Genomic DNA, 20,330 nt, shown 5'->3' on the forward strand with positions numbered 1-20,330 from the left:
CTTTTATCGAAGATGATTGATTTCCTTCACATCAAAATATCGAAAAACACCCTGACCCCCACTATTCGCAGATCGTGTGTTCACAGCAAAAACGCCCATCTTCGCTCCCACCCAAAGTGCAGTTGTCGCGGTAAATAGTGACCCAATCGGCTGGAAGTCTGCACCGTCTTCACTCCAGCTAAACTGGCAGCGGGCAGGTTCCTCCAACGTAAGACGGAGATGAATGGTCCAACCGGTTTCCTGTGAACCATGGTCACTCCAATCCAAACCGGTTTCTTCCCATTCATCCGCATGCACATGGTTGTCTGGCTGCTTGGCTCCGCGGCTCAGGGACAACCTGGCAGCTCCAGATTCAGTCTGAGTCAGACATAAACACGCATATTCATCACCAAATACGAGAAGCCCCGCTTGATCACCCTCCTGCTTCGGCAAGAACGTCAGCTTGGTTGTCGCTTCAAAGGCAGAAGCGGGAAATTTCTGCATAAGCAGCTGCGGAACACCGAACAGGGATTGTATGCCTTCCGGGTAAGGGTGCATATGTAATACAAGTCCCTTGTCCGGAGCGACTTCAGCCCATTCGGGACGAGAGTTTGCCTGCCATTGCCATTGAATCCCCAGGCGCTCCATTTGGAAATCATCTGAGACATCTGGCACCGTAACAGGGTAGGTTGCACCTACATCCGGTTTCGTGTACACGTCAACAGGCTCACCGGTCCCATTTCCTTCACGGTCTATGCCAATGACAGGCCATCCGTCTTCGTTCCAGCTCATCGGCTGCAAATGAACAATTCGGCCATAAGCGTCCCGATCCTGAAAATGAATAAACCATGACTCTCCCGATTCCAGTTCCACGTATCCTCCCTGGTGAGGGCCATTAACGGTGGAAGCCCCCTGATGCATCACAATCCGGTCCTCATAAGGTCCAAACACCTGCTTCGAACGCAAAACAGTCTGCCATCCTGGCTTTACGCCCCCCGCAGGAGCAAAAATGTAATAGTACCCTTCCCGCTTATAAAACTTCGGACCCTCAATCGTGGGGTGATGTGCTGTACCGTCAAAAACAATCTGGCCTTCATCGAGCAGCCTGCTTCCATCCGGAGCCATGCGGCATACTTTTATTTTGCTTTTTATGCCGGAACGGCTGTGAGCAAAGGCATGAACCAAATAGGCTTGACCGTCATCATCCCAGAACGGACAGGGATCAATCCAACCCTTTACCTCATGAACCAGATGGAGAGGGGACCATTCACCCTCGGGATGATCAGCCGTTGTCATGAAGATGCCTTCATCCGGTGTGCTGAAGAATATCCAGTACTTCCCGTCATGGTATCGGATACTTGGTGCCCATACGCCCTTGCCATGAAGCGGCACATCATATCCAGGGAGATCCAGACGTTCAATCGCATATCGTACAAGTTTCCAGTTCACCAAATCTTTCGAATGCAGGATTGGCAGCCCCGGTATATGGGAGAAGCTCGAAGCCGTCATATAAAAGTCATCACCGACGCGAATGACGTCAGGGTCTGAATAATCCGCATGCAGAATGGGGTTGCGATACGTTCCATCTCCCTGATCCGCGACCCAGATGGGAGTCTTTCTTTCCTGTCCTGATTGGGTTGTTCTCATATGCTCCTCCTTCAAATTCGTTCTTCAACGGGACCAAGACCGATCTCATGCAAACTGTGGCTATCTGAATCAAAATAGGTACCTTCCAGCAGACCAATTAACGTATTGGTGATACGCACTTCAATCTCATTGTCCCCTGGACGAAGCCAGGAAGTTTCTCCGCTCCAGCGATAAGGAGACCAGCATCGCACGCCAAGGCTATGCCCGTTGACCAGAACCTCCGTCACATCCTGAACCCGCCATCCACTGAATTCGAGCTCAAAGGCATCGGTATCGGCATTGGGCTGATCCAGCCAAAAGCTGCGTTTATAGCTCATGTCTCCTGCAAAATACGGATACAGTGGTTGAGGCTCTGGTTCGATCCGTACAGCTGTACCTGATTCATGCACCAACGAGACCATGCCTTCATGATGAAACTCCACGCCAAACCGTCCCTGCAAATACAACGGATCTAGGATACCTTCCTCATCCTTCGTGACCTGTACCATAATCGATATTTCATTCAATCCCGTCTGCAGCAGCTCCGTGATATCACAGCCAATGTTGGTGTAATCCGTAATCTCAATGGGTTTGAATCGATCTGCCCCAATAGGCTCGCCGTTGATCTCCATGGTCCAGGTCCCGGCAATAGCTGCCCGGTCCATAAATATCATACAAACGGGCAATGCTGTCCTCAGCTCAAAAGTAGTCGTATACCGGCATTGAATGGGATAGGCAATAACTGCTTTTTTCGGGGTACCAAATACCTGGTTGAACCGAAGAGGCAGGTGATGCTGCTTCGACAATTCAGCTGCCTGATCGATAAAGGGTTTGACGGCTGCATGCTTGCTTTCGAAAATGACACCATTGTCATTCATTGCCGTGAGATGGAACTGTCCAATCCGAAGTGTGTTAGGCTGAACGGTTTCCAGCCGCCATGGCCCTTCCGTAGGCAGTATAATGAGGTCTGATGGTTTCTCCGCAGCAGCTGATGTCGATCGTTCAGCCACTCCGGCCTTACCAACCGTACCGGAAAGGGCTCCAGAGGTCTCTACCGCCTGTAAAGTCAGCCGCACAGCATGGGCTTCATATCCGGCAAACCCGAGTGAGATGCACCATTCTCCACCGCTGCTGGTCAGCGGCAAAACTTCCCGCTCTCCTGTCTCCAGGTTAAGCCGCTCTGCCAGCAGTCGTTGTTCCGCTGAGAGATCTGTACCCGTCCACAACCGCTTGGCAATGACTTTTAATTGGCCCTCCAGCTGCCGGTCCTCCTGATTGGATAGGAATACCATATATTCCCCATCCGACAACTGACGGGTTTGCATCAGCAAGGATGCACTCTCTTCTTCCATGATCCAGCAGATGGGCTCCGGCAGCACCTGATCCAGCAGCAGTGAGATCAATTCAAGTGATGAATCATCCCCGCGACCGGTACCAACCGGAAGAAAGTAGGCCTCTCCCTCCCCTTGCTGCCATATCAACTCACTGCTGGCTTGTTGTCTCGTTTCGCCAGCATGGCCCCAGTACTCTTCCTCTGGCTTCTCACCCGCACCGAAGAACTGTGCTGCTTCATCTCCTTCCGGACTTCCCTCCTGAATGGAAATGTGCGGAGGCATGCCTACTGAAATGACCGTCCCTCCTTGTTCAACAAACCGTTTAACCTGCTTCCAGGCAGCAGCCTCCAGGTTCAGCATCGGCGGAAGGATGAGCACCTCGTATCTGGCAACACCAATTTGAATGGTTCCATCGGCGAGTACGGACTCAGCCAGCAGTTCAGGATCAAGATGGTCGAAGTCACGTCTGTTTTCGAGCAGGTGCACACCGATTCGCATCCAGTCGTTCGTAAGCCTCTCCAGTCTCGCCCGCTCCGCTGCATCCTCACCGCTGTATTCAAACCCATGCAGCGGATTGCCCATCAAGCTCCAGAATGTGGTCGTCGGATCAAGTACGGCAATCCGGATATCAGCTGTCCCTGTGCTCATCAGATAACTTATTCGCCCCGTATAATCGCCAAGCTGGCGGAAATGCTTCCAATACGGATTCTGGAGAAACTGGGAGGGAGGTGCATCATGCTTCGTTAACCCGCCAATCGTATAGAAAAAAGCATGAAAATTATAAAAGTTCGTTCCCATGGCTGCCATGCGGTCAATCATCCATTTGGCATCCTGCAGCGTCATCGACCAACCGACACTATGAAAACACTCAATCAGATTACGGCTTCGTCCCAGCTGTCTGGCGAGAGAACTGACCATTTTGGGATTATCACGCATTCGTTTGCCGTACCGTTCCAGAATCCAGGACAAGGGACGCCCGATCTTCTCGTGTGCAGAGTCTCCGCCAGGCATATGGCTGAACAACTGGGTTGTCATCCGTACGCCAGGGACCTCTGCGGCATACTGAATCCCTGCACCCTCGCACCAGTCATGAACCTGTTTATGATACGACTCCCTCAGAAGCAGATGCAGCGATTGGTAGTAGTCATACCGAATCCGGGCCGAGTCCGGCACATCACCATATAAAAGGGCCGGCAGCGAATCAATAAGACTATATCCGCAGCGTTCGCGGAAATATGCCGGCAGCTGAGGAGACCAGGGAATACGTCCGAGCGGCGCAATTTCATCAGAAAACATCCCTTTGATAACGCTGTCAAAATGAGTTCCAACAGCCTCCGCATATCGGTCATGTGTCAGTTCAATAAAACGGCTCATCGCTTCCCTGTGGCATGGGTCAACAAAATTGCCGTAATATTTGAAATCTCTCATTTCCTCTTCCTGGAACAGAATAATATCCCAATCCCCTGCAGGGGCATCCCATACCAGGCGAAAAGCTGTCCGATATGTAAAAAAGCGCTTGCGATTATACGAGGTCAGACCTGTCTCCTGATATACCTGATCCGTCTGGATATTGCCGATTTTATGGCGCAAATCGATAGACTCCTCCCATAATCGCTTACCCTCTGCGTCTCTCGGAATGGCTTTGGCCACCAAAATTCGTCCCCAAGGCAGCTCATGTTCCACAACTTCTCCGCCTTGAACATGAATCTGCTGATGTACAAGCTGGCGCTGCTTGGCTTCAGGGAAATCAAGCGTGACCTCCCCTCCTGCCATGCCGCTAGGATATGGGTATTCGTCATAAAGCCATACTTGCATGCCGCAGGCCTCGGCTGCTTCCACCGCAATCCGTACCTTGTCAAACCATGCGTCAGACAGATAGGGAATCTGCAGCCCCTGACGCGGACAGATGAAAAAACCGCCTACGCCCTGTGCTGCCATTTCATTCACTTGCCGTTTGATCTGACCTTCTTCCATATCCCCATTCCAAAACCAGAAGGGATGAATCCGGTACTGCGCCGCGGGATTAACAAATGCCTCCCCGTTCCACATGTCGCTTTCCTCCCTGTAAAATAGAGTCCTCATCCACTACCAATATGGTTCATTTGTGTTTAATTGGGTTTGTTTGGCTATGATTATACCTCAAAAAGGGGTGTTAGGGAGCCTTGAATTACAAAATGTTTTATAAAATTGATATACATGGAAATGCCCGGCAGCAACTGTTGTACTTTAAGCACGGCTGCCGGGCGCTAGCATTTGTTCTACATCAGCATCTTGGATAATTCGCTTCTACTCGCACCAGGGTACAATATCGACGAACAGAAGCCTTTCGAGCTATAGATTGGAGATTGGAAATCGCTTATTGGATGGATGCAGAATGCTTACTTCAGTGCAGCGTACAGTTCATTTACTTCTTTCACATAGTCATTCCCGCCGCTGCTCTTCCACAGTGCTACCGCATCCTGAAATCCTTTCTCATCAATCTGTCCCACAATGAATTTGATACGGGCATCGTTAATGATGTTGTCCAGCTGCGGTCCTTTCTGTGCATAAACGTCGGAAATCAGCGGCTCACCCGGATTGGGAACAACAATTTCCTCGTTGGCCTTCTGAATTTCGGCCACCTTCTCACGAACCGGTGTCGGCTGAATGCGGAAGGCACGGTCTTCAGGAAGAAACATCAACATTTGGTTTAATCCTTGCAGATCACGCAGAGCAAGCTTGTCGGTGGTCGGAACGACATACTCCCCTTTTTTCTCATACTGCTTGCCTTCAAGGCCATTGGACAGCAGCGCTTGCAGTTCCGGTTCGTTCAATTGATCCAGGAAGCTGAGTACCTTTTTCAGGTCTTCTTCCGTTTTCACACCACTCTTGGAGACGGCTATCATGCCGGAGTAGCCTGAGGTTGGCATGTCACGCAGTCCCTTTGGTCCTTCCATCGCCTGAAGCACATCAACTCGCCCGGTTGCCGATGGGTCTTTCTCCAATATTTTCTGGTCCATCCGCTGTGCGTTATCCGCTACATCGATCATGACACCCGCTTGCCCGTTGACAAACGGATCAGGCAATTTGGTCGCATCCATCACGGCAAAGTCCTTGTTCACCAACCCTTCGCTGTAGATCTGACGGAAAAACTTCAGTGCTTCCATATACTCTGGAGTTTCGTGAGCCGGAATCAAATTGCCGCTGCCATCATCCCCCCATTTGTTGGGTGCGCCAAACCAGATTTGCATATTGTCCCAAGGTCCGTTAAATTTGCTCGCAACCAAACCGTACGTATCGTCCTTGCCGTTGCCGTCCGGATCATCTGTAGTGAACGCCTTCAACACATGATAAAATTCTTCAAGATTTTTGGGTTCTTCCATACCCAGATTTTCCAGCCAATCCTTCCGGATCGTGACCCCGTTACGTCCCAGCGGCCTTCCCCGATAGATACCGTAGGTTTTGCCATCAATAGAAGCATTGTTCGTAATAATTTCATTCATCTGGCTTAAATTTGGATAGTCTTTCAGATAAGGTCCCAGTTCCCAGAAAGCCCCGGTACGTGCAGCGTTAATAAAGCTTGGAGACTTGCCTAGCACGACCATCACATCCGGAAGTTTGCCTGAAGCCAGGGTGATATTGAATTTGTCCTCGTACGAGCTGCTCGGCACCCACTGCAGATTCACATCCACTTTGGTTAATTCCTCAAGCTTCTGAATGACAGGACTGTTTTCAGGCGGATTTTCGGCTTCAAAGTTTGGCAGCATTATTGTTATCTGATCGGTTCCTCCTGCAGCCGCTTCGCCCGTATCGTTGGTTTTCTTCGTGGAGCAAGCTCCCAGAACCGTGCTCAGTAACAATGTTGCAGAAAGTAGAAGTGCTGTTTTTTTGATTCCCGCTTTTTGTCCCATACGTTCTCCCCCTTGGCTTTAGCCTTTGATTGAACCTAACATGACACCTTTGGCAAAATGCTTTTGCAAAAACGGATACACCAGCAAAATCGGAATGGTACCTACAACGATGACTGCCATTTTAATGGACTGTTCCGGTGGCTGTACAAAATTCGGGTCCATATTGGCCATATCTCCAACGCTTGCCTGCGAGAGCAGAACAATCTGTCTCAGCATGACCTGCAGCGGCCATTTGTCACTGTCGGAAATGTACAGGAGTGCCGAGAAAAAGTTATTCCAATGCCCTACGGCATAAAATAACGCAAACGTGGCAATCACCGGTTTGGATAATGGCAGGACAATTCGCCAGAGTACCCCGAGATCCGAGCAGCCGTCGATGCGGGCCGCTTCCTCCAGCCCGGGCGGCATTTGCTGAAAAAAGTTTTTGACAACAATTAAATTAAATGCGCTGATTGCGCCAGGAAGCATAAGGGCCCAATATGAATCGAGCAGTCCAAGTCCGCGAATGACGAGATACGTCGGGATCATTCCACCACCGAACAGCATGGAGAAGATCACCATGTTCATCATGACGTTACGGCCCCAGAAATCGCTTCTGGATAACGGATAAGCCATCGTCAGCGTGAAGAACAGATTGACCAGCGTTCCCGCTACCGTCACAAAAACGGAAACGCCGATGCTGCGAAAGATCGTAGACGAAGAAAAAATATACTCATATGCGCTGAAGGAGAAGACTTTTGGAATGAGAAAGAAACTGCGTTCCGTAATCTCGGCTTCGGTCGCGAAAGAATTCCCTATAATATACAGGAAAGGAAGGACAGTCAGTATGCCCAGAATACCCAGCATGACGTAGTTGAAAATATCAAATACTTTGCCGGCAGGGCTGTTGTATAGACGGCTGTTCATGGGCGCTCCTCCTTATGAATGGATATAAAGTTTCTGGAAAGTCGCTTTTAATAAATCCCGGGATGACCAAATTTTTTGGCAAGTTTATTGCTGCCGAGCACCAGAATGATACCTACAACCGATTTGAATAATCCTACCGCGGTGCTGTAGCTGAATGCTCCTTGCGTAATCCCCACCGTATAGACATACGTATCGAATACGTCTGCCACATCCCGGTTGAGGGAGTTGGTCATCAGATAGATCTGTTCAAACCCCGTATCCAAAAAGTTCCCCAGTCTGAGAATAAGCAGGATAACAATGGTTGTGCGAATCGCAGGCAGCGTAATGTGCCACATCTGGCGCAATCGTCCCGCACCATCCACAATGGAAGCTTCATACTGCTCCGTATCCACACCTGCGAGGGCCGCCAGGAAAATGATCGTTCCCCACCCCATCTCTTTCCACATCATCTGAATGATAATGAGCGGACGGAACGAACCCGGACTGGATAATACATCAATGGGTTTGCCTGTAATCCAGGCGATCAGGTCATACAGCACCCCGCCCTGAGGGGTCAGGAACACGTAAGTGATACTGGCGATAATAACCATCGATACAAAATGGGGTACATAGACCAGCGTCTGAATCGTTCTTTTGAAAAGTGCGACCCTGATTTCATTCAATAATAAGGCGATAATAATCGGAGCCGGGAAAAAGAAAATTAGATCATACACCGCCAGGACCAGCGTATTACGAAGCAATCGAAAGAAATCCGGATTGGAGAAGAAGGTTGTAAAGTTCTCCATGCCCACCCATTCACTGTTCCGAATGCCGAGAAAAGGCTGATAGTCCTGAAAAGCAATGACGATTCCCCACATGGGCAAATATTTAAAGATAACAAAGTACAGAAAACCGGGAAGCACAAGCACATACAGCCATTTGTTTCGTTTAATCTGCCTCTTCCAGTTGGACTCCCGCTTCATCGGCATGGTAGCCATTTCCGCCTGAGCTGCAGCAGCGGTATTCCCATTCCATTTGGTCTTCCCGTTCATAATCTCTCCCCTCTCCCATTTATGTAAGCGTTACCAATTAACTTGATATTCAGACTATACAGCCACCCTGTTTCCGGCAACCTTCATTTTTTGCTGATGTGCAGAAGGAGGCTAGGAATCCCGCTGTGACGCCATTTCCGCTTTGATTTGGACATATTACAGAAGACGGTATTGCACATTTTTGCAGCTTTATCCTTCTTTGTTTTTCGTCATTCACACAGAAAACCGGAATCCAATGGAGCGGATCCCGGTGAAATAGTAAGGGTGTGAACGCGGTTATTTTCCAAACCACTGATCCCGATACTGGCTTGGCGTTACACCCTCCTGTTTTTTGAAGATTCGATTAAAATAGCTGTGCTGATAGCCAACGGCAGCTGCGATGTCATTGATTTTCATCGTTGTCTCACGCAGCAGCTGCTTGGCTGCCTCCATCCTTACCTTGGTCAAATAATCAATAAAGTTCATGCCAGATACCTGTTTAAAAGCTTTGCTGAGTGCATAAGGTGTCATCTGTTCCGCATCTGCGCACCCCTCAAGGGAAATTTCGCTTCTATAGTGTTCATCCATATACAACATCGTGCGTTCCACGATCTGCTTCAGCGGTTCCTGGGATCGCATTTCGATCTCCTGCACGTAAGGCAGCAGCACCTCAACCATCATCCACTGCTTCATCTGTGCAGGTTCCCGGATCGCAGACAACCGCTCGTACATATTGCAGCCCCCAAACAGCTTGTAGGGCGTTACGCCCGTCTGCAGCATCATATGCTGCACACTTCCCAGCAATTGAAGCATCATCTGCTGCACCTGGAACTCGGTACTGCCCGTCCGGGTAACCTCGCTCATAAATTGGTCCATCACCCGTTCAGCTTCCTCTGGCTTGCCCAGCCTGATCGCCTGAATCAACTCGCGTTCCAGACCCAGTGGATAAGCAGCTTCTTCCGCTCTCCGGAAACATTGCTCATCTTCCAGATCGAGAATCTGACTTCCTTCCTCTATGCTGCGATAAGCAACCGCCTGTTCCATTTCTACAAAGATGCCAGGCAATTCATGCAGGGAATCAGCCGGACGACTGATCATGATCGTGACATTCATTTTGAGTGTTCGCCCAATAACCTCTACCAGCTCCTCTCCCCAGAGCAATGCCTGTGGCTTCAGCTGTTCATCCTTCGGTGCAATAACAAGCATGGCTGAAGAGAGGTCATGAAAGTTCATGATACTAACCTGGCCAAAATAACTTTCAGCGACTTCCTCGATAATGTTCACTGCTGCAAAAGTCACCAGCCCGGTATCCTGGCTTCCAAACCGGCCCTGCAGCCGGGCGTAGCCCGTAAAGTACATCTGCAGCAGCAGAAATTGCTGCCCCTCCAGTTCGAATCCCAGATTTTTCATTCGCTTCTGAAGATCTTGCTCGTTGTAGGGATATAAATGACCTTGAACCAGCTGCAGCACAAAGCTGTCACGCAAATGCGGGAGCTGCTCCTGCAATTGGCGGTGTGCAGTGAGACTCTGGGAAGTGAGCTCATTCCACTGCTGCTCCAGCAGCTGGAATTCGTCCAGCTTCGGATTGGTCTGCGCTTCATTTTTGCCTGGTGTCAGAAGATGCAGCATTCTCGCGACCGGAGAGTAGATGCGGCGTGAAGCAAGCCAGGATAACATGAGTCCAAGCAAAAGGCTGCCTGCGCTTGCAATTACGATGATTTTGGATACCAGTTTCACTGGTGATGTGACGGATGTTAATGGTGCAGCCGAGACATAGGTCCACTCCGAATCAATTCGGCCCAATGAACCGTACGATACGGAGTATGTCTGATCCTCATATTTGAACAAAAAGGACGTGCTGTTCTCATGAAGTGCAACCTCTTCCTTGAGCTGCTGTTCAAAAGCAGCATTCTGCTGACTCCCGCCCGGATTACCGGTGACCAGTGTATTTCCTTCCTGATCCATGAGAAAGGTTAATCCTTCATCATATGGAGTAAGCGTTTTCAACAGGCTGGCGACTTTCTCATTGTCCAAGGTAATGATCAGAGCACCGAAAGGATTATTGTTTTCGCCAGGGATCTTATGTACTAGAACCAGCGCGTTGCTTGCATCGGTATGCAGCAGACTGTTCTCTGTGGAAGCTGCAGGTCCACTACTTATGCTGGATACCCAGTCTGTCCAATACACGTGATTACCCATCGATAGATAACGGTCATACGCTTGTATTTTTGCATTATCTTTTAACTCATTATATTCCCGGTTAAACAGGATCGGTTTCGGTTCCTGCAAATACAGCTGCGCAGACTTGATCAGGGGATGCGACCCTTCCAACACATATAGTGTGGTTACGATCTCCTGCGTTTCATTAAAATAATATACAAAGTCCAGCGTTCGCAGAGCATTGCCAAACCTCGGTTCAAAAGCCCAATGCGACAAGGTCATCTCCAGATAGGCCAGTTGGTCGTCCACATTGCGTGCCCGGTTCTCGATCTGGTTCTGATGCATGCGATTGAATTCATTTTCCATCCTGCCAACGACCAGTTGGTACATCACAATACCTGTAATCAGTCCGGGAATGCTGGCAATAAGCAAAATAATAATCAGACTGTTCCGGTAAAAACGCCCCTTATGACGTCCAGGCGTGAACCCGGGCAAACGCATAAGCCGATCCGTAGACCTTTCTCTTTTAGCCGTTTCCATCATCGCTCACCTGCCTGCTTGCATGTAGTCTGACTGTCATGGGACTCCCTCAACTCCCCTGCTGATTGGTTTTCATGAGAAAATATGGATGAAATCCGTTTCCTGTATTATACGCTCAATTTCCGGTGGAATGAAACGGTACGCAGCCGATCATTTTTTAACCAATGTTTTATTAAGATGGCAAAATGGATTACAATAGGATAAAGCAAAACATGAAGGAGGACTTTTTAATGAAAGAACAGACTTATTTTCAGGAACATAGAGAAAAACATCTGGCAGAATTGAACGAATGGTTGTCCATTCCAAGTATTTCGGCCATTTCGGCTCATAAAGAGGATATCAACCGTGCAGCTCAGTGGGCGGCGGATGCATTGACCCGTGCAGGCATGGAAAATGTAGAGGTTATTCAAACGGCTGGACATCCGATCGTCTATGCAGACCACCTGCATGCCCCAGGCAAACCAACAGCCCTGATCTATGGGCACTATGACGTACAGCCTGTCGATCCGCTTAACCTGTGGGATACGCCTCCATTCGAACCTACGGTTCGTGACGGAAAACTGTTTGCACGCGGTGCGACGGATGACAAAGGACAGATTTTTTTACATATCAAGGCGGTTGAAGCACTGCTCGCCGAAAACAAGGAACTTCCGATTAACGTGAAGTTCTGTATCGAAGGTGAAGAAGAAATCTCCAGTCCGAACTTACCCATCTATTTGAATGACAATACAGACAAGCTGCGTGCAGACATGGTATTGATTTCAGACACTTCCCTGCTCGAAAAAGGAAAACCGGCGATCTCCACAGGTCTGCGCGGCCTTTGCTCGCTCGAAGTGGATCTGAACACAGCCAACACGGACCTGCACTCGGGTTCTTTTGGCGGTGGTGTACCGAACGCACTGCATGCACTCGTTTCCCTGCTTGCTTCGCTGCATGATGAGCAAGGCCGCGTGAGCGTGGATGGTTTCTATGATGGCGTTCTGCCGCTGTCTGCTGAGATGAGAGAAGAGTTCGTGAAACAGGGATTCAATGAAGAACAGCTTCGCCAGGATCTCGGACTGGAGCAATTGTACGGCGAAGAAGGCTACTCGTTCGTGGAACGTGTTGGCGCCCGTCCTACACTCGAGCTGAATGGCGTATGGGGCGGCTTCCAGGGTGAAGGCACCAAAACCGTCATTCCGAAAGAAGCGCATGCCAAAATTACGTGCCGTCTTGTTGCTGATCAGGATCCACAGCAGGTGCTGGACCGCATCGAAGCTCACCTGCGTGCCCATGTTCAGCCAGGTGCAACACTGCATGTCAAACAAATCGAGAAAGCTTTTGCGTTCAATACGGATCCTACCGATCCGATCCTGCAAAAAGCGGCTGATGCATATGAGCAAGTGTATGGTGTTCGTGCCCTCTTTACCAAAGACGGCGGTTCCATTCCGATTGTAGAGAAGCTGTCCCGCGTACTCGGTGTGCCTGCCGTTATGATGGGCTTTGGTTTGCCGGATGAGAACCTGCACGCACCGAATGAGCACTTCAACCTGGAGAACTTTGATAAAGGGTTGTTGACGATTGTTCAGTTTATGAAGAGCTTGTAAAGTTGAAAGCTCATGTGAAAAATAAGTGCTGGGCAGTATGCTGAAGTGGCCGTTTCGGTTCCGAATCGTTCTTTCGATCGCTGTTATCCCCGGATTTCTTTGATTCCCTTTTTTCAAAGGGAGAAATCCCGGTGATAAACGCGAACGCTCCGCTTCTACAGAATCGATTTCGTTCCCTTCACTACTTTTGCAGCATTTCCCAAACTGATTTTACGATTGAGGCTATCTTTACATGTGGATAAAGTTTAAGTGCAATTAAAAAGAGTGTCCCGTTATGTTTATGACGGGACACTCTTTTTGTTGTTCGTTAGAGCTGTTGTAGTTGTGCATCGGCTCGTTATATTGTTTAACGAACTGAGCACGTTCTATTAGGTTAAATTACCATAGGGCAGGCGGTTTAATGAATCAGAGACGCGTTATTCCTCGCTGTGGAAGTATTTGGGATGAGCAAACATTGCATTAACGTGACTGAAGTTAACTTTTGCATTCTGCTTGCATCCTGACTATAGGGTGGCATGGATTCGTTCGGATGCATTAGGACTGGTGAAATACCAAAAGAGAGACTTCCCCCTTCGGGTAAATCTCTCTTTGTTTCAATCTCTTATGTTCTAAATGTCGTAAATCTCAGCATGTGCACAAGCTGCGTCAGATGCTTGATTTCCTGCTGGACTTTGGTGGTATCCGTACCCGCCATCGCCTGATTGGCACGCAGCGTTCTGCGGGTATTGAGCATGCCATCGATCAATTTCATGACGGTGTTGCGTCCACGATGATCGACAATCATATACTTTTTGCGTGCATCCAGCTCTACCCATACGATATTGTTGAATGAGGTAAACAGGTGTCTGCGGTACTGCTCCATATCGGTTTCATTGTAGTGCTCGCCATAAAAGGCGTAATAGCCGTGCACGTGCAGTTTTTCCGCCAGCTCTGTGAGGAAAGGATCGAATTCGAGCATAGCGTTACGTTCCATGTTTCACGCCTCCGTATGCGTGATCCGCAGATCCCGTCTTTTTTGAGACTATTTTAACATATTACTCACACAATTGCTTCTCAGGGGGAACCTTTCCCATCCGCTGGCTTAACCGCAGATCTGTCTGCCCTTCACCCATACACCCTCAATATTCAATTCCTCGTTCAGCAAAACAATATCTGCCTGTTTTCCTTGAACCAAGGAACCCGTACGATGATTGATCCCAAGCAGTCGCGCCGGCGTGAGACTGGCTGCGCGGGATGCAGCATTCAGGCTCATGCCCACCTCCTGTACCAAATAGCGGAAACCACGAATCATCGTCAGTGTGCTTCCGGCCAGTGCGCCTCCGTCCTTCAATCTGGCTACGCCTTCCTTCACAATCACGGGCAGGTCGCCGATTTTGTATTCTCCGTCCTCCAGCCCGGCAGCAGACATCGCATCTGTAATCAGTACGATCTGATCGGCAGACTGTTTGAGCTGGGCCAGGATCGAGATTGCCGCAGGGTGCACATGAATGCCATCTGCAATGACTTCAGCGCTAATTCGCGGATCACTCAGCACCGCTCCCGCAGCTCCGGGATTGCGATGATGCAGCGGAGTCATCGCATTGTACGTATGTACCGCATGATGCAGCCCGGCTTCAACCGCCCGCTCTACCTCTTCGTAAGTTGCATCCGTGTGACCGAGCGCTGCCGTAATCCGCTGCTGCCGCAGCCATGCAATGACTTCAAGTGCCCCTTCACGCTCCGGTGCCAGCGTCACTTGACGGATCAAGCCGGGATATTGTTTTTCCCATGCTTCCAGCCATGATACATTGGGCAGTACAATATGTTCCGGATTCTGCGCACCAGGCCATTTCGGACTGAAAAAAGGACCTTCCAGATGCACGCCTTCCAGCTGGGCGTATGGCATCGGCTCGGAACGATACCGATCCACTTCAGCCAGCACCTGATCCAATCTGTCCTTTGGAGCGGTCATGGACGTTGCAAGCATGGCGGTTGTTCCCTGCGTGCTGTGGAATGAAGTAATCTTGTCCAGCACTTCCTTATTCGCATCCATGAAGTCCTCTCCATTGCCGCCATGGACATGGATATCAATGAATCCGGGGACAATAACGCCCCCATCCGGTACAGGCAAGGATACCGCCTCACGATGAATCGATGCCGGCAGCCCTTCCGGTGAGCCGGCGTACACAATTTTTCCTTCGGTCCAGGCGAGCAGGCCGTCCTGCGCCAGACCGTCAGGCAGTACCATTTTACCGCGAAGAAGATAAATGGGGCTGCCGCTCTCTTTTCCCAAATGGGCTTTACTTGACTCGTTCATTTTACTAACCTCCCTGCGGCACGATCCAGCAGAACAACTACGTTCGGATGGCATTGCAGCAAAGAAGCCGGGCATTGGGTTGTAATGGGCCCCATAAAGGCTTCGCGAATAATTTCTGCCTTTTCCTCGCCACGTGCGATCAGCAGAATTTGTTTGGCCTTCAGAATCGTACCTACGCCCATCGTGATTGCCTGAGCAGGAACTTCATCGATACTTTCAAAAAAACGGGCGTTCGCCTTGCGTGTCTCTTCTTTGAGATCCACCACATGGGTGCGTCCCGTCAATTCGTTCCCCGGCTCGTTGAAGCCAATGTGACCATTATGTCCGATACCCAGCAGCTGAAGGTCTACAGGCCCACGATCATCCAGCCGCTGTTCATACATGGCACATTCCTGGTCCAGATCGGATGCCTGCCCATTCGGCACATGGGTTTTGGCCAGATCGATATCAATATGATGGAACAACTGCTCATTCATGAAGCTGCGATAACTCTCCTGATGCTCCACCGGAAGCCCGACATACTCATCCAGATTGAAGGAAGAAGCCTGTGCGAAACTCACCAGCCCCTTCTGATACAAGTTAATGAGCTGTTTATAAATGCCTACCGGAGAACTTCCCGTAGCGAGTCCCAGCACGGCCCTTGGTTTCGTTTGCAGCAAGCTGGCAATCAAGCCGGCACCTGTAACATTCAGATCTTCTTCATTTTCAAAAATACGTATGTTCATCTCTCAAGCACCTCCATTATGTTGAACTCGATAGGATTGTACATTGTGATACGATTGTTCCAACTTGGGAATAAAAAGGTCGAAATCAGCACTCACCATGCCTGTGAACAAAATATCAATGACATGCAGCAGCGCGATGCGGGAAGCCATATCTCCCCGTCTCATGCCTTCTTCAAGCGAAGACGTGAACAGCGGAATATCGGATACTGCCGCAAGTTTGTTGTTACCATAAGAAGTAAGCGAGATCGTGGCGGCTCCCGCCTGTTTGGCACAATGCAAGGCATCGATGGTCTCCGGTGTTTCCCCCGAGTAAGATACCGCCATGGCCACATCCCCCTCACTCAGTGAGGAAGCCGAAGTAATCTGCATATGTGAATCCGAGAAGGCGGTACAGCTTTTGCCGATTCGCACAAGTTTTTGGTAGAAATCCTGTGTAACAATCGACGAAGTGGCGACACCGTACAGGTCAATGCGGCGGGCGTGGCATAATAACCGAACCGCATGTTCCAATCTGCCCAAATCCAACAATCGGGTGGTATCCGCAATGGAGGCAAGATGGTTGGCTTCTATAGCCTCCACAATCTTGGACAAAGGGTTACCTGCCACGATATCCTGATAGGCTGTTTTGTCGGTTGAATGAGACAGCTCTGCGGCAAGCTTCATTTTGAAATCAGGGAAACCCTTGAAGTGGAATGATTTGCAGAAGCGGGTGACTGTAGCCGGACTGGTACCACTCTGTTGTGCGAGATAATTAATGGTCCAGCCCGGTATATCAGACGGGGATTGCAAAATGACCTCTGCAATTCGCCTTTCCTGCGATGGAAGTCCATCCAGCTCCTGCTGTAACGCATGTATGATGGCTGCCATGAGTTATCTCCTCTGAAAATAATTTTTATATTTTTATATAAATAAGAGAAAATTATTTTTATGATTTTATTTTAATCAAGCTCAATCTGCAAATCAAGAGGTTTATGCCATTATTGAAAAGAGAATTTGCTGTGAAGCTCCTTGAAGCTGACAAGACGTAAGGCTTATAGTTAATATGAAGGCAGATTATGAATCAGTGAAGGAGCACCTCCAAGTGAATCAACGACAACGTCAAAAGATCATCCCTTCCACCTGGGTCATGTGGAGGCCGGGACTATTATGCCCTGTATGCAATTGACTGGAAACGTGGCGGAAGATTAAGCTGGGAAGGCTGGGACCGCCTCGAAGATTTGCTGCAGTATCACATTCCGGTCAAGCGAAAAGCGGGAAGTCGAAAAACCGTTTCTCAACCAGCCGCCAAAATTGCCAAAAAAGCACTCTGCCTGCATCTGGATGAAACCGGGTACGAAGAATTGGAGCAGCTCTTTTATCAACCTTTTTCGAAGAGAAAATGGAGATCATTTATTTTGAAAGGATCACTTGATGTAGGAAGTTCGTTTCTTTTCAGGATATAAAAAAGCCTTCCCCTTATTCTTGTTCAAGAATAGAGAAAGACTTTGGAGTGAATTCAATTCAATTCCTTTAACTTAATCATATAAATTCAGGCTCAACTCATCTCAAAGGTTTGAAGTTCACAAGAAAAATACTTTAAATGTATTACACCTCAGATTAGTCCAAATAAAACTGTTCATCAGATATCCCAGTTTATCTTCTACAAGTGATTTTACAAAGTTTTCTTCTTAGAATCTCCTCTCGAGTTACTAAAAGAAGTAATTAACTATTTCCATTCATAAAACTCTAAATTGAACCATTACGCACCGTGCTCACTTCCTTCATCCTTGAGTAACTATGCTATAATAAAAATACTACATCCAAGCGAGGTGAAGCCGATGAAATGGGGAGAGATCACTGAATTGCATCCAGGTCGTTTTGTAGTGGTTGAAGCAATCAAGGCAAGCTCCAGCAACCGTATACGTCAGTTAGAGGATATGGCGGTGATTCAAGATTACGATAATCCGCAAGAAGCATGGAGTGGCTATAAAGAGTTGCACAAGCTCCACCCGACACGTGAGTTGTATGTATTCCATACGAGCAGAAGCGACGTTGAAGTTGTAGAGGAATTTTTCTCAGGAGTACGGCAGCGTACATGAAAATACAACTTCAGCATGGTTTACCTATCGTTTCCTTAACCTTGACCAAAAAGGATCAAACCATTGTATTACACAACGTTCTATTTGATACAGGCTGTGCGGCAACCGTTTTTGATACCGATAAACTCGCTGAATTAGGTATCCACATTGATTTTATAAATGGAAGAGCAAAGCGAATGTATGGAGTGGGGGGAACGAGCGAAATTTGCTATGAACAACGGATTCCCGACCTTAGCATTGAGCATGTTGCTTTGACAGATTTCCCAATTCAACTTGGTTCAATTCAAGAACCTTATGGCTTTGACGGTATTGTTGGCATTGATTTTATGATTAGAGCCTCCTGTAAAGTCGATTTTGAATTAATGGATATTCAATTCTCAACATAAGCCAAGTGATAACTTTTGGATGGTTGTCATTATATGGCTTATTTTTGTATAGCCAGCTCTCTATCCCGGAACAGTCGATCATCCTATTTGAATAAGCTATAGTCCAATAGCATAAAAGCCTTGCCCCATTCTTCATGATAAAGAATAGAGAAAGGCTTTCATGCTGCTTCAACTTCCTAACTGTTATTCGCGTCAGATCTTCAGTTCTCCGAGCTTAATCAGCTCTACAACTGCTTGCGAACGACCCTTAACATTGAGTTTCTGCATCACATTCGAAATATGGTTACGCACCGTTTTCTCGCTGATGAATAACTGCCCTGCGATGTCACGCGTCGTTTTGTCCTGAACCAGCAATTCGAATACTTCGCGTTCACGGTGGGTCAACAAAAATTTGCTTTTATGATCGATACCCTTCAATGTTCACCCCTCCTTGCTCGGGTTGTGTTGGTGTAACAAGGTTAAGGGGATACAGTCAACTCATCTTATGTCAGGTCAAGGGCGATGGTTCAGTTTTATGAAAAAAATGGGCAGTCATTTTGTTCGTTATAGGTAAAGGAAGAGCAGTATAGAGTTATGTAACCTGTGCATGTTGCAGAGTTCAGTTTATGAAACAAAACATGCCTCTGCCACTGATGTTCCCATCCGCGCAAAGGCACATTTGTTCAGCTATCTTCTACCGACCATTATTAGGATTCATGATGCCATCATTATTATTGTTGCGGTTCATCATGCCATCACCGAGAATACCGTCACGGCGCTGATCCATCGCATTGGTTGGGAAAATGCGCTCAACCATCGACTGGAACGTATCAATCATGCCGCTAACCGGCTTTCCGTTCCGAATATCGTCGGCATATGTCTGCACATGATCAACGAAATCCGGATTGGCGGATACATAGACATTCTCCACATTCGGAGCAAACTGCTTGATTTTTGCAGCAACTTTGCCTTTGATCTCTTCGGACGTGTTGTCATCCGAGTTGTCCTGGCGCTGCCCTGCGTTCTGTCCCTCACTCTGCATACCATAGCGGCCATCACTCATCGTGCGGTCTCTGCCCGTATTCGTCAACCCGCGCATCATGCCGATTGTTCCGGTACCCATGGTTCCATAAATGCTGCGGTCGTTCCCCATATGACTGCGGTCCGTAGCCGAACCTGTGTTCAACCCGGGAGCGATACCACTAGTCGTGTAGGGAGACATGGTTCCATCGCCTGCATGTACACGCATACCACCCATATCCTGGTTCATGCTCTCACTGCGCATGGTTCCGCTTGCGCGATTACGTATCGTACCGTTCATGGTGCTGTTCTGGTTACCTCTACCGTTCCCATTAGCTTGACTGTCCATCTTGCCATTGTGACCGTCTGTCAGGCGGACAGCAACATAAGCGTTACGGTCTGTTAACAGGACATTGGCCGACTTGATTTCTTTCATTTCGGTAATTCGCTTCGCCAGTTCATCACTGGATTTCAGGTCAGTGACATTGTGCATACGATAACTTTTGGCACGAATTCCATCCATTCCATTGGTCTCCACACCATAACGATTGAGCCCTCTAACTTCCTGGCCCGCATTATTGGTTTGCAAATTGTTGTTATCCCGGCCATCACCACAACCTGTTAATCCGGCCATTACAAAAATCGCTGTAGACAACGATAAGCTGATTGCTTTCGCCTTTTTGGCTGCTGGCATGTCTCATCCTCCAATGTGTATGGTTTAGGTCACAACGTTAGGATGCGCTTCTGGTTTCCCCGATATGCTGAAAGGATTTGGTACCCGAGCCTGCAAAAATCAACAGAAAAAAGCGATGCTT

At 48.6% G+C, this 20,330-nt stretch carries 15 protein-coding genes; 3 read left to right on the forward strand and 12 right to left on the reverse strand.

The genetic code is table 11. The features are described from left to right. Window positions 1–3: 3 nt before the first annotated feature. The 6 genes from AB3N00_RS22995 to AB3N00_RS23020 form a co-directional block, all read right to left on the reverse strand. Window positions 4–1,626, reverse strand: coding sequence for a glycoside hydrolase 43 family protein (locus AB3N00_RS22995; RefSeq protein WP_413036676.1), 1,623 nt, complete (start codon window positions 1,624–1,626; stop codon window positions 4–6). Window positions 1,627–1,637: 11 nt separating this feature from the next. Next, window positions 1,638–4,988 carry a glycosyl hydrolase gene (locus tag AB3N00_RS23000; RefSeq protein ID WP_413036677.1) on the reverse strand — a complete coding sequence of 1,117 codons (3,351 nt, stop codon included), beginning with the start codon at window positions 4,986–4,988 and terminating at the stop codon, window positions 1,638–1,640. 329 nt (window positions 4,989–5,317) lie between these two features. Continuing rightward, a complete protein-coding gene (locus AB3N00_RS23005; protein ID WP_413036678.1) occupies window positions 5,318–6,829 on the reverse strand; it encodes an extracellular solute-binding protein in 1,512 nt (503 codons plus the stop codon). A gap of 18 nt (window positions 6,830–6,847) precedes the next feature. Beyond that, entirely contained in the window at window positions 6,848–7,735 is an 888-nt protein-coding gene (locus tag AB3N00_RS23010) for a carbohydrate ABC transporter permease (protein ID WP_095293262.1), read from the reverse strand. 47 nt (window positions 7,736–7,782) lie between these two features. Next, complete coding sequence (locus AB3N00_RS23015; RefSeq protein WP_413036875.1) at window positions 7,783–8,712, reverse strand: ABC transporter permease; 930 nt, start codon at window positions 8,710–8,712, stop codon at window positions 7,783–7,785. A 330-nt stretch (window positions 8,713–9,042) separates the two neighbouring features. Further along, window positions 9,043–11,445: an AraC family transcriptional regulator gene (locus AB3N00_RS23020; RefSeq protein ID WP_413036679.1), complete on the reverse strand. Its 2,403-nt coding sequence runs from the start codon at window positions 11,443–11,445 to the stop codon at window positions 9,043–9,045. A 230-nt stretch (window positions 11,446–11,675) separates the two neighbouring features. Between AB3N00_RS23020 and AB3N00_RS23025 the strand changes: the two genes are divergently transcribed. Beyond that, the gene (locus AB3N00_RS23025; RefSeq protein WP_175394442.1) at window positions 11,676–13,031 is read left to right on the forward strand and encodes a dipeptidase; all 1,356 of its coding nucleotides are present in this window, start codon (window positions 11,676–11,678) and stop codon (window positions 13,029–13,031) included. A gap of 601 nt (window positions 13,032–13,632) precedes the next feature. Here the strand turns inward: AB3N00_RS23025 and AB3N00_RS23030 are convergent. From AB3N00_RS23030 to AB3N00_RS23045, 4 genes are all read right to left on the reverse strand, one after another. Beyond that, on the reverse strand, window positions 13,633–14,004 hold the full coding sequence (locus AB3N00_RS23030) for a hypothetical protein (protein ID WP_413036680.1): 372 nt from the start codon (window positions 14,002–14,004) through the stop codon (window positions 13,633–13,635). A gap of 108 nt (window positions 14,005–14,112) precedes the next feature. Further along, on the reverse strand, window positions 14,113–15,327 hold the full coding sequence (gene nagA / locus AB3N00_RS23035; protein ID WP_413036681.1) for an N-acetylglucosamine-6-phosphate deacetylase: 1,215 nt from the start codon (window positions 15,325–15,327) through the stop codon (window positions 14,113–14,115). Continuing rightward, window positions 15,324–16,052: a glucosamine-6-phosphate deaminase gene (nagB, locus tag AB3N00_RS23040; protein WP_413036682.1), complete on the reverse strand. Its 729-nt coding sequence runs from the start codon at window positions 16,050–16,052 to the stop codon at window positions 15,324–15,326. Before nagB ends, nagA begins: the two co-directional genes overlap by 4 nt. A 3-nt stretch (window positions 16,053–16,055) precedes the next feature. After that, window positions 16,056–16,919, reverse strand: a complete 864-nt coding sequence (locus AB3N00_RS23045; RefSeq protein WP_413036683.1) for a MurR/RpiR family transcriptional regulator — start codon at window positions 16,917–16,919, stop codon at window positions 16,056–16,058. Between the two features lie 950 nt (window positions 16,920–17,869). Here AB3N00_RS23045 and AB3N00_RS23050 point away from each other — a divergent pair. Both AB3N00_RS23050 and AB3N00_RS23055 read left to right on the forward strand, forming a co-directional pair. Further along, a complete protein-coding gene (locus AB3N00_RS23050; RefSeq protein WP_413036684.1) occupies window positions 17,870–18,130 on the forward strand; it encodes a hypothetical protein in 261 nt (86 codons plus the stop codon). Further along, the gene (locus tag AB3N00_RS23055) at window positions 18,127–18,516 is read left to right on the forward strand and encodes a retropepsin-like aspartic protease (protein WP_413036685.1); all 390 of its coding nucleotides are present in this window, start codon (window positions 18,127–18,129) and stop codon (window positions 18,514–18,516) included. The genes AB3N00_RS23050 and AB3N00_RS23055 overlap by 4 nt, the downstream gene beginning before the upstream one ends. 192 nt (window positions 18,517–18,708) lie before the next feature. On the opposite strand, the gene AB3N00_RS23060 is transcribed toward AB3N00_RS23055, so the two are convergent. Continuing rightward, entirely contained in the window at window positions 18,709–18,933 is a 225-nt protein-coding gene (locus AB3N00_RS23060) for a helix-turn-helix domain-containing protein (protein ID WP_017692532.1), read from the reverse strand. A 256-nt stretch (window positions 18,934–19,189) separates the two neighbouring features. Then, complete coding sequence (locus tag AB3N00_RS23065) at window positions 19,190–20,209, reverse strand: YhcN/YlaJ family sporulation lipoprotein (RefSeq protein WP_413036686.1); 1,020 nt, start codon at window positions 20,207–20,209, stop codon at window positions 19,190–19,192. Window positions 20,210–20,330: the final 121 nt, after the last annotated feature.

Source organism: Paenibacillus xylanilyticus (assembly GCF_047246825.1).
GTDB classification, from domain to species: Bacteria; Bacillota; Bacilli; order Paenibacillales; family Paenibacillaceae; genus Paenibacillus; species Paenibacillus xylanilyticus_B.

Excerpts from the sequence above, each read along its gene's own strand:
- AB3N00_RS22995 (WP_413036676.1), bottom strand. The coding sequence starts at position 1,626 with ATGAGAACAACCCAATCAGGACAGGAAAGAAAGACTCCCATCTGGGTC.
- AB3N00_RS23000 (WP_413036677.1), bottom strand. The coding sequence starts at position 4,988 with ATGTGGAACGGGGAGGCATTTGTTAATCCCGCGGCGCAGTACCGGATT.
- AB3N00_RS23005 (WP_413036678.1), bottom strand. The coding sequence starts at position 6,829 with ATGGGACAAAAAGCGGGAATCAAAAAAACAGCACTTCTACTTTCTGCA.
- AB3N00_RS23010 (WP_095293262.1), bottom strand. The coding sequence starts at position 7,735 with ATGAACAGCCGTCTATACAACAGCCCTGCCGGCAAAGTATTTGATATT.
- AB3N00_RS23015 (WP_413036875.1), bottom strand. The coding sequence starts at position 8,712 with ATGGCTACCATGCCGATGAAGCGGGAGTCCAACTGGAAGAGGCAGATT.
- AB3N00_RS23020 (WP_413036679.1), bottom strand. The coding sequence starts at position 11,445 with ATGGAAACGGCTAAAAGAGAAAGGTCTACGGATCGGCTTATGCGTTTG.
- AB3N00_RS23025 (WP_175394442.1), top strand. The coding sequence starts at position 11,676 with ATGAAAGAACAGACTTATTTTCAGGAACATAGAGAAAAACATCTGGCA.
- AB3N00_RS23030 (WP_413036680.1), bottom strand. The coding sequence starts at position 14,004 with ATGGAACGTAACGCTATGCTCGAATTCGATCCTTTCCTCACAGAGCTG.
- nagA (WP_413036681.1), bottom strand. The coding sequence starts at position 15,327 with ATGAACGAGTCAAGTAAAGCCCATTTGGGAAAAGAGAGCGGCAGCCCC.
- nagB (WP_413036682.1), bottom strand. The coding sequence starts at position 16,052 with ATGAACATACGTATTTTTGAAAATGAAGAAGATCTGAATGTTACAGGT.
- AB3N00_RS23045 (WP_413036683.1), bottom strand. The coding sequence starts at position 16,919 with ATGGCAGCCATCATACATGCGTTACAGCAGGAGCTGGATGGACTTCCA.
- AB3N00_RS23050 (WP_413036684.1), top strand. The coding sequence starts at position 17,870 with ATGAAATGGGGAGAGATCACTGAATTGCATCCAGGTCGTTTTGTAGTG.
- AB3N00_RS23055 (WP_413036685.1), top strand. The coding sequence starts at position 18,127 with ATGAAAATACAACTTCAGCATGGTTTACCTATCGTTTCCTTAACCTTG.
- AB3N00_RS23065 (WP_413036686.1), bottom strand. The coding sequence starts at position 20,209 with ATGCCAGCAGCCAAAAAGGCGAAAGCAATCAGCTTATCGTTGTCTACA.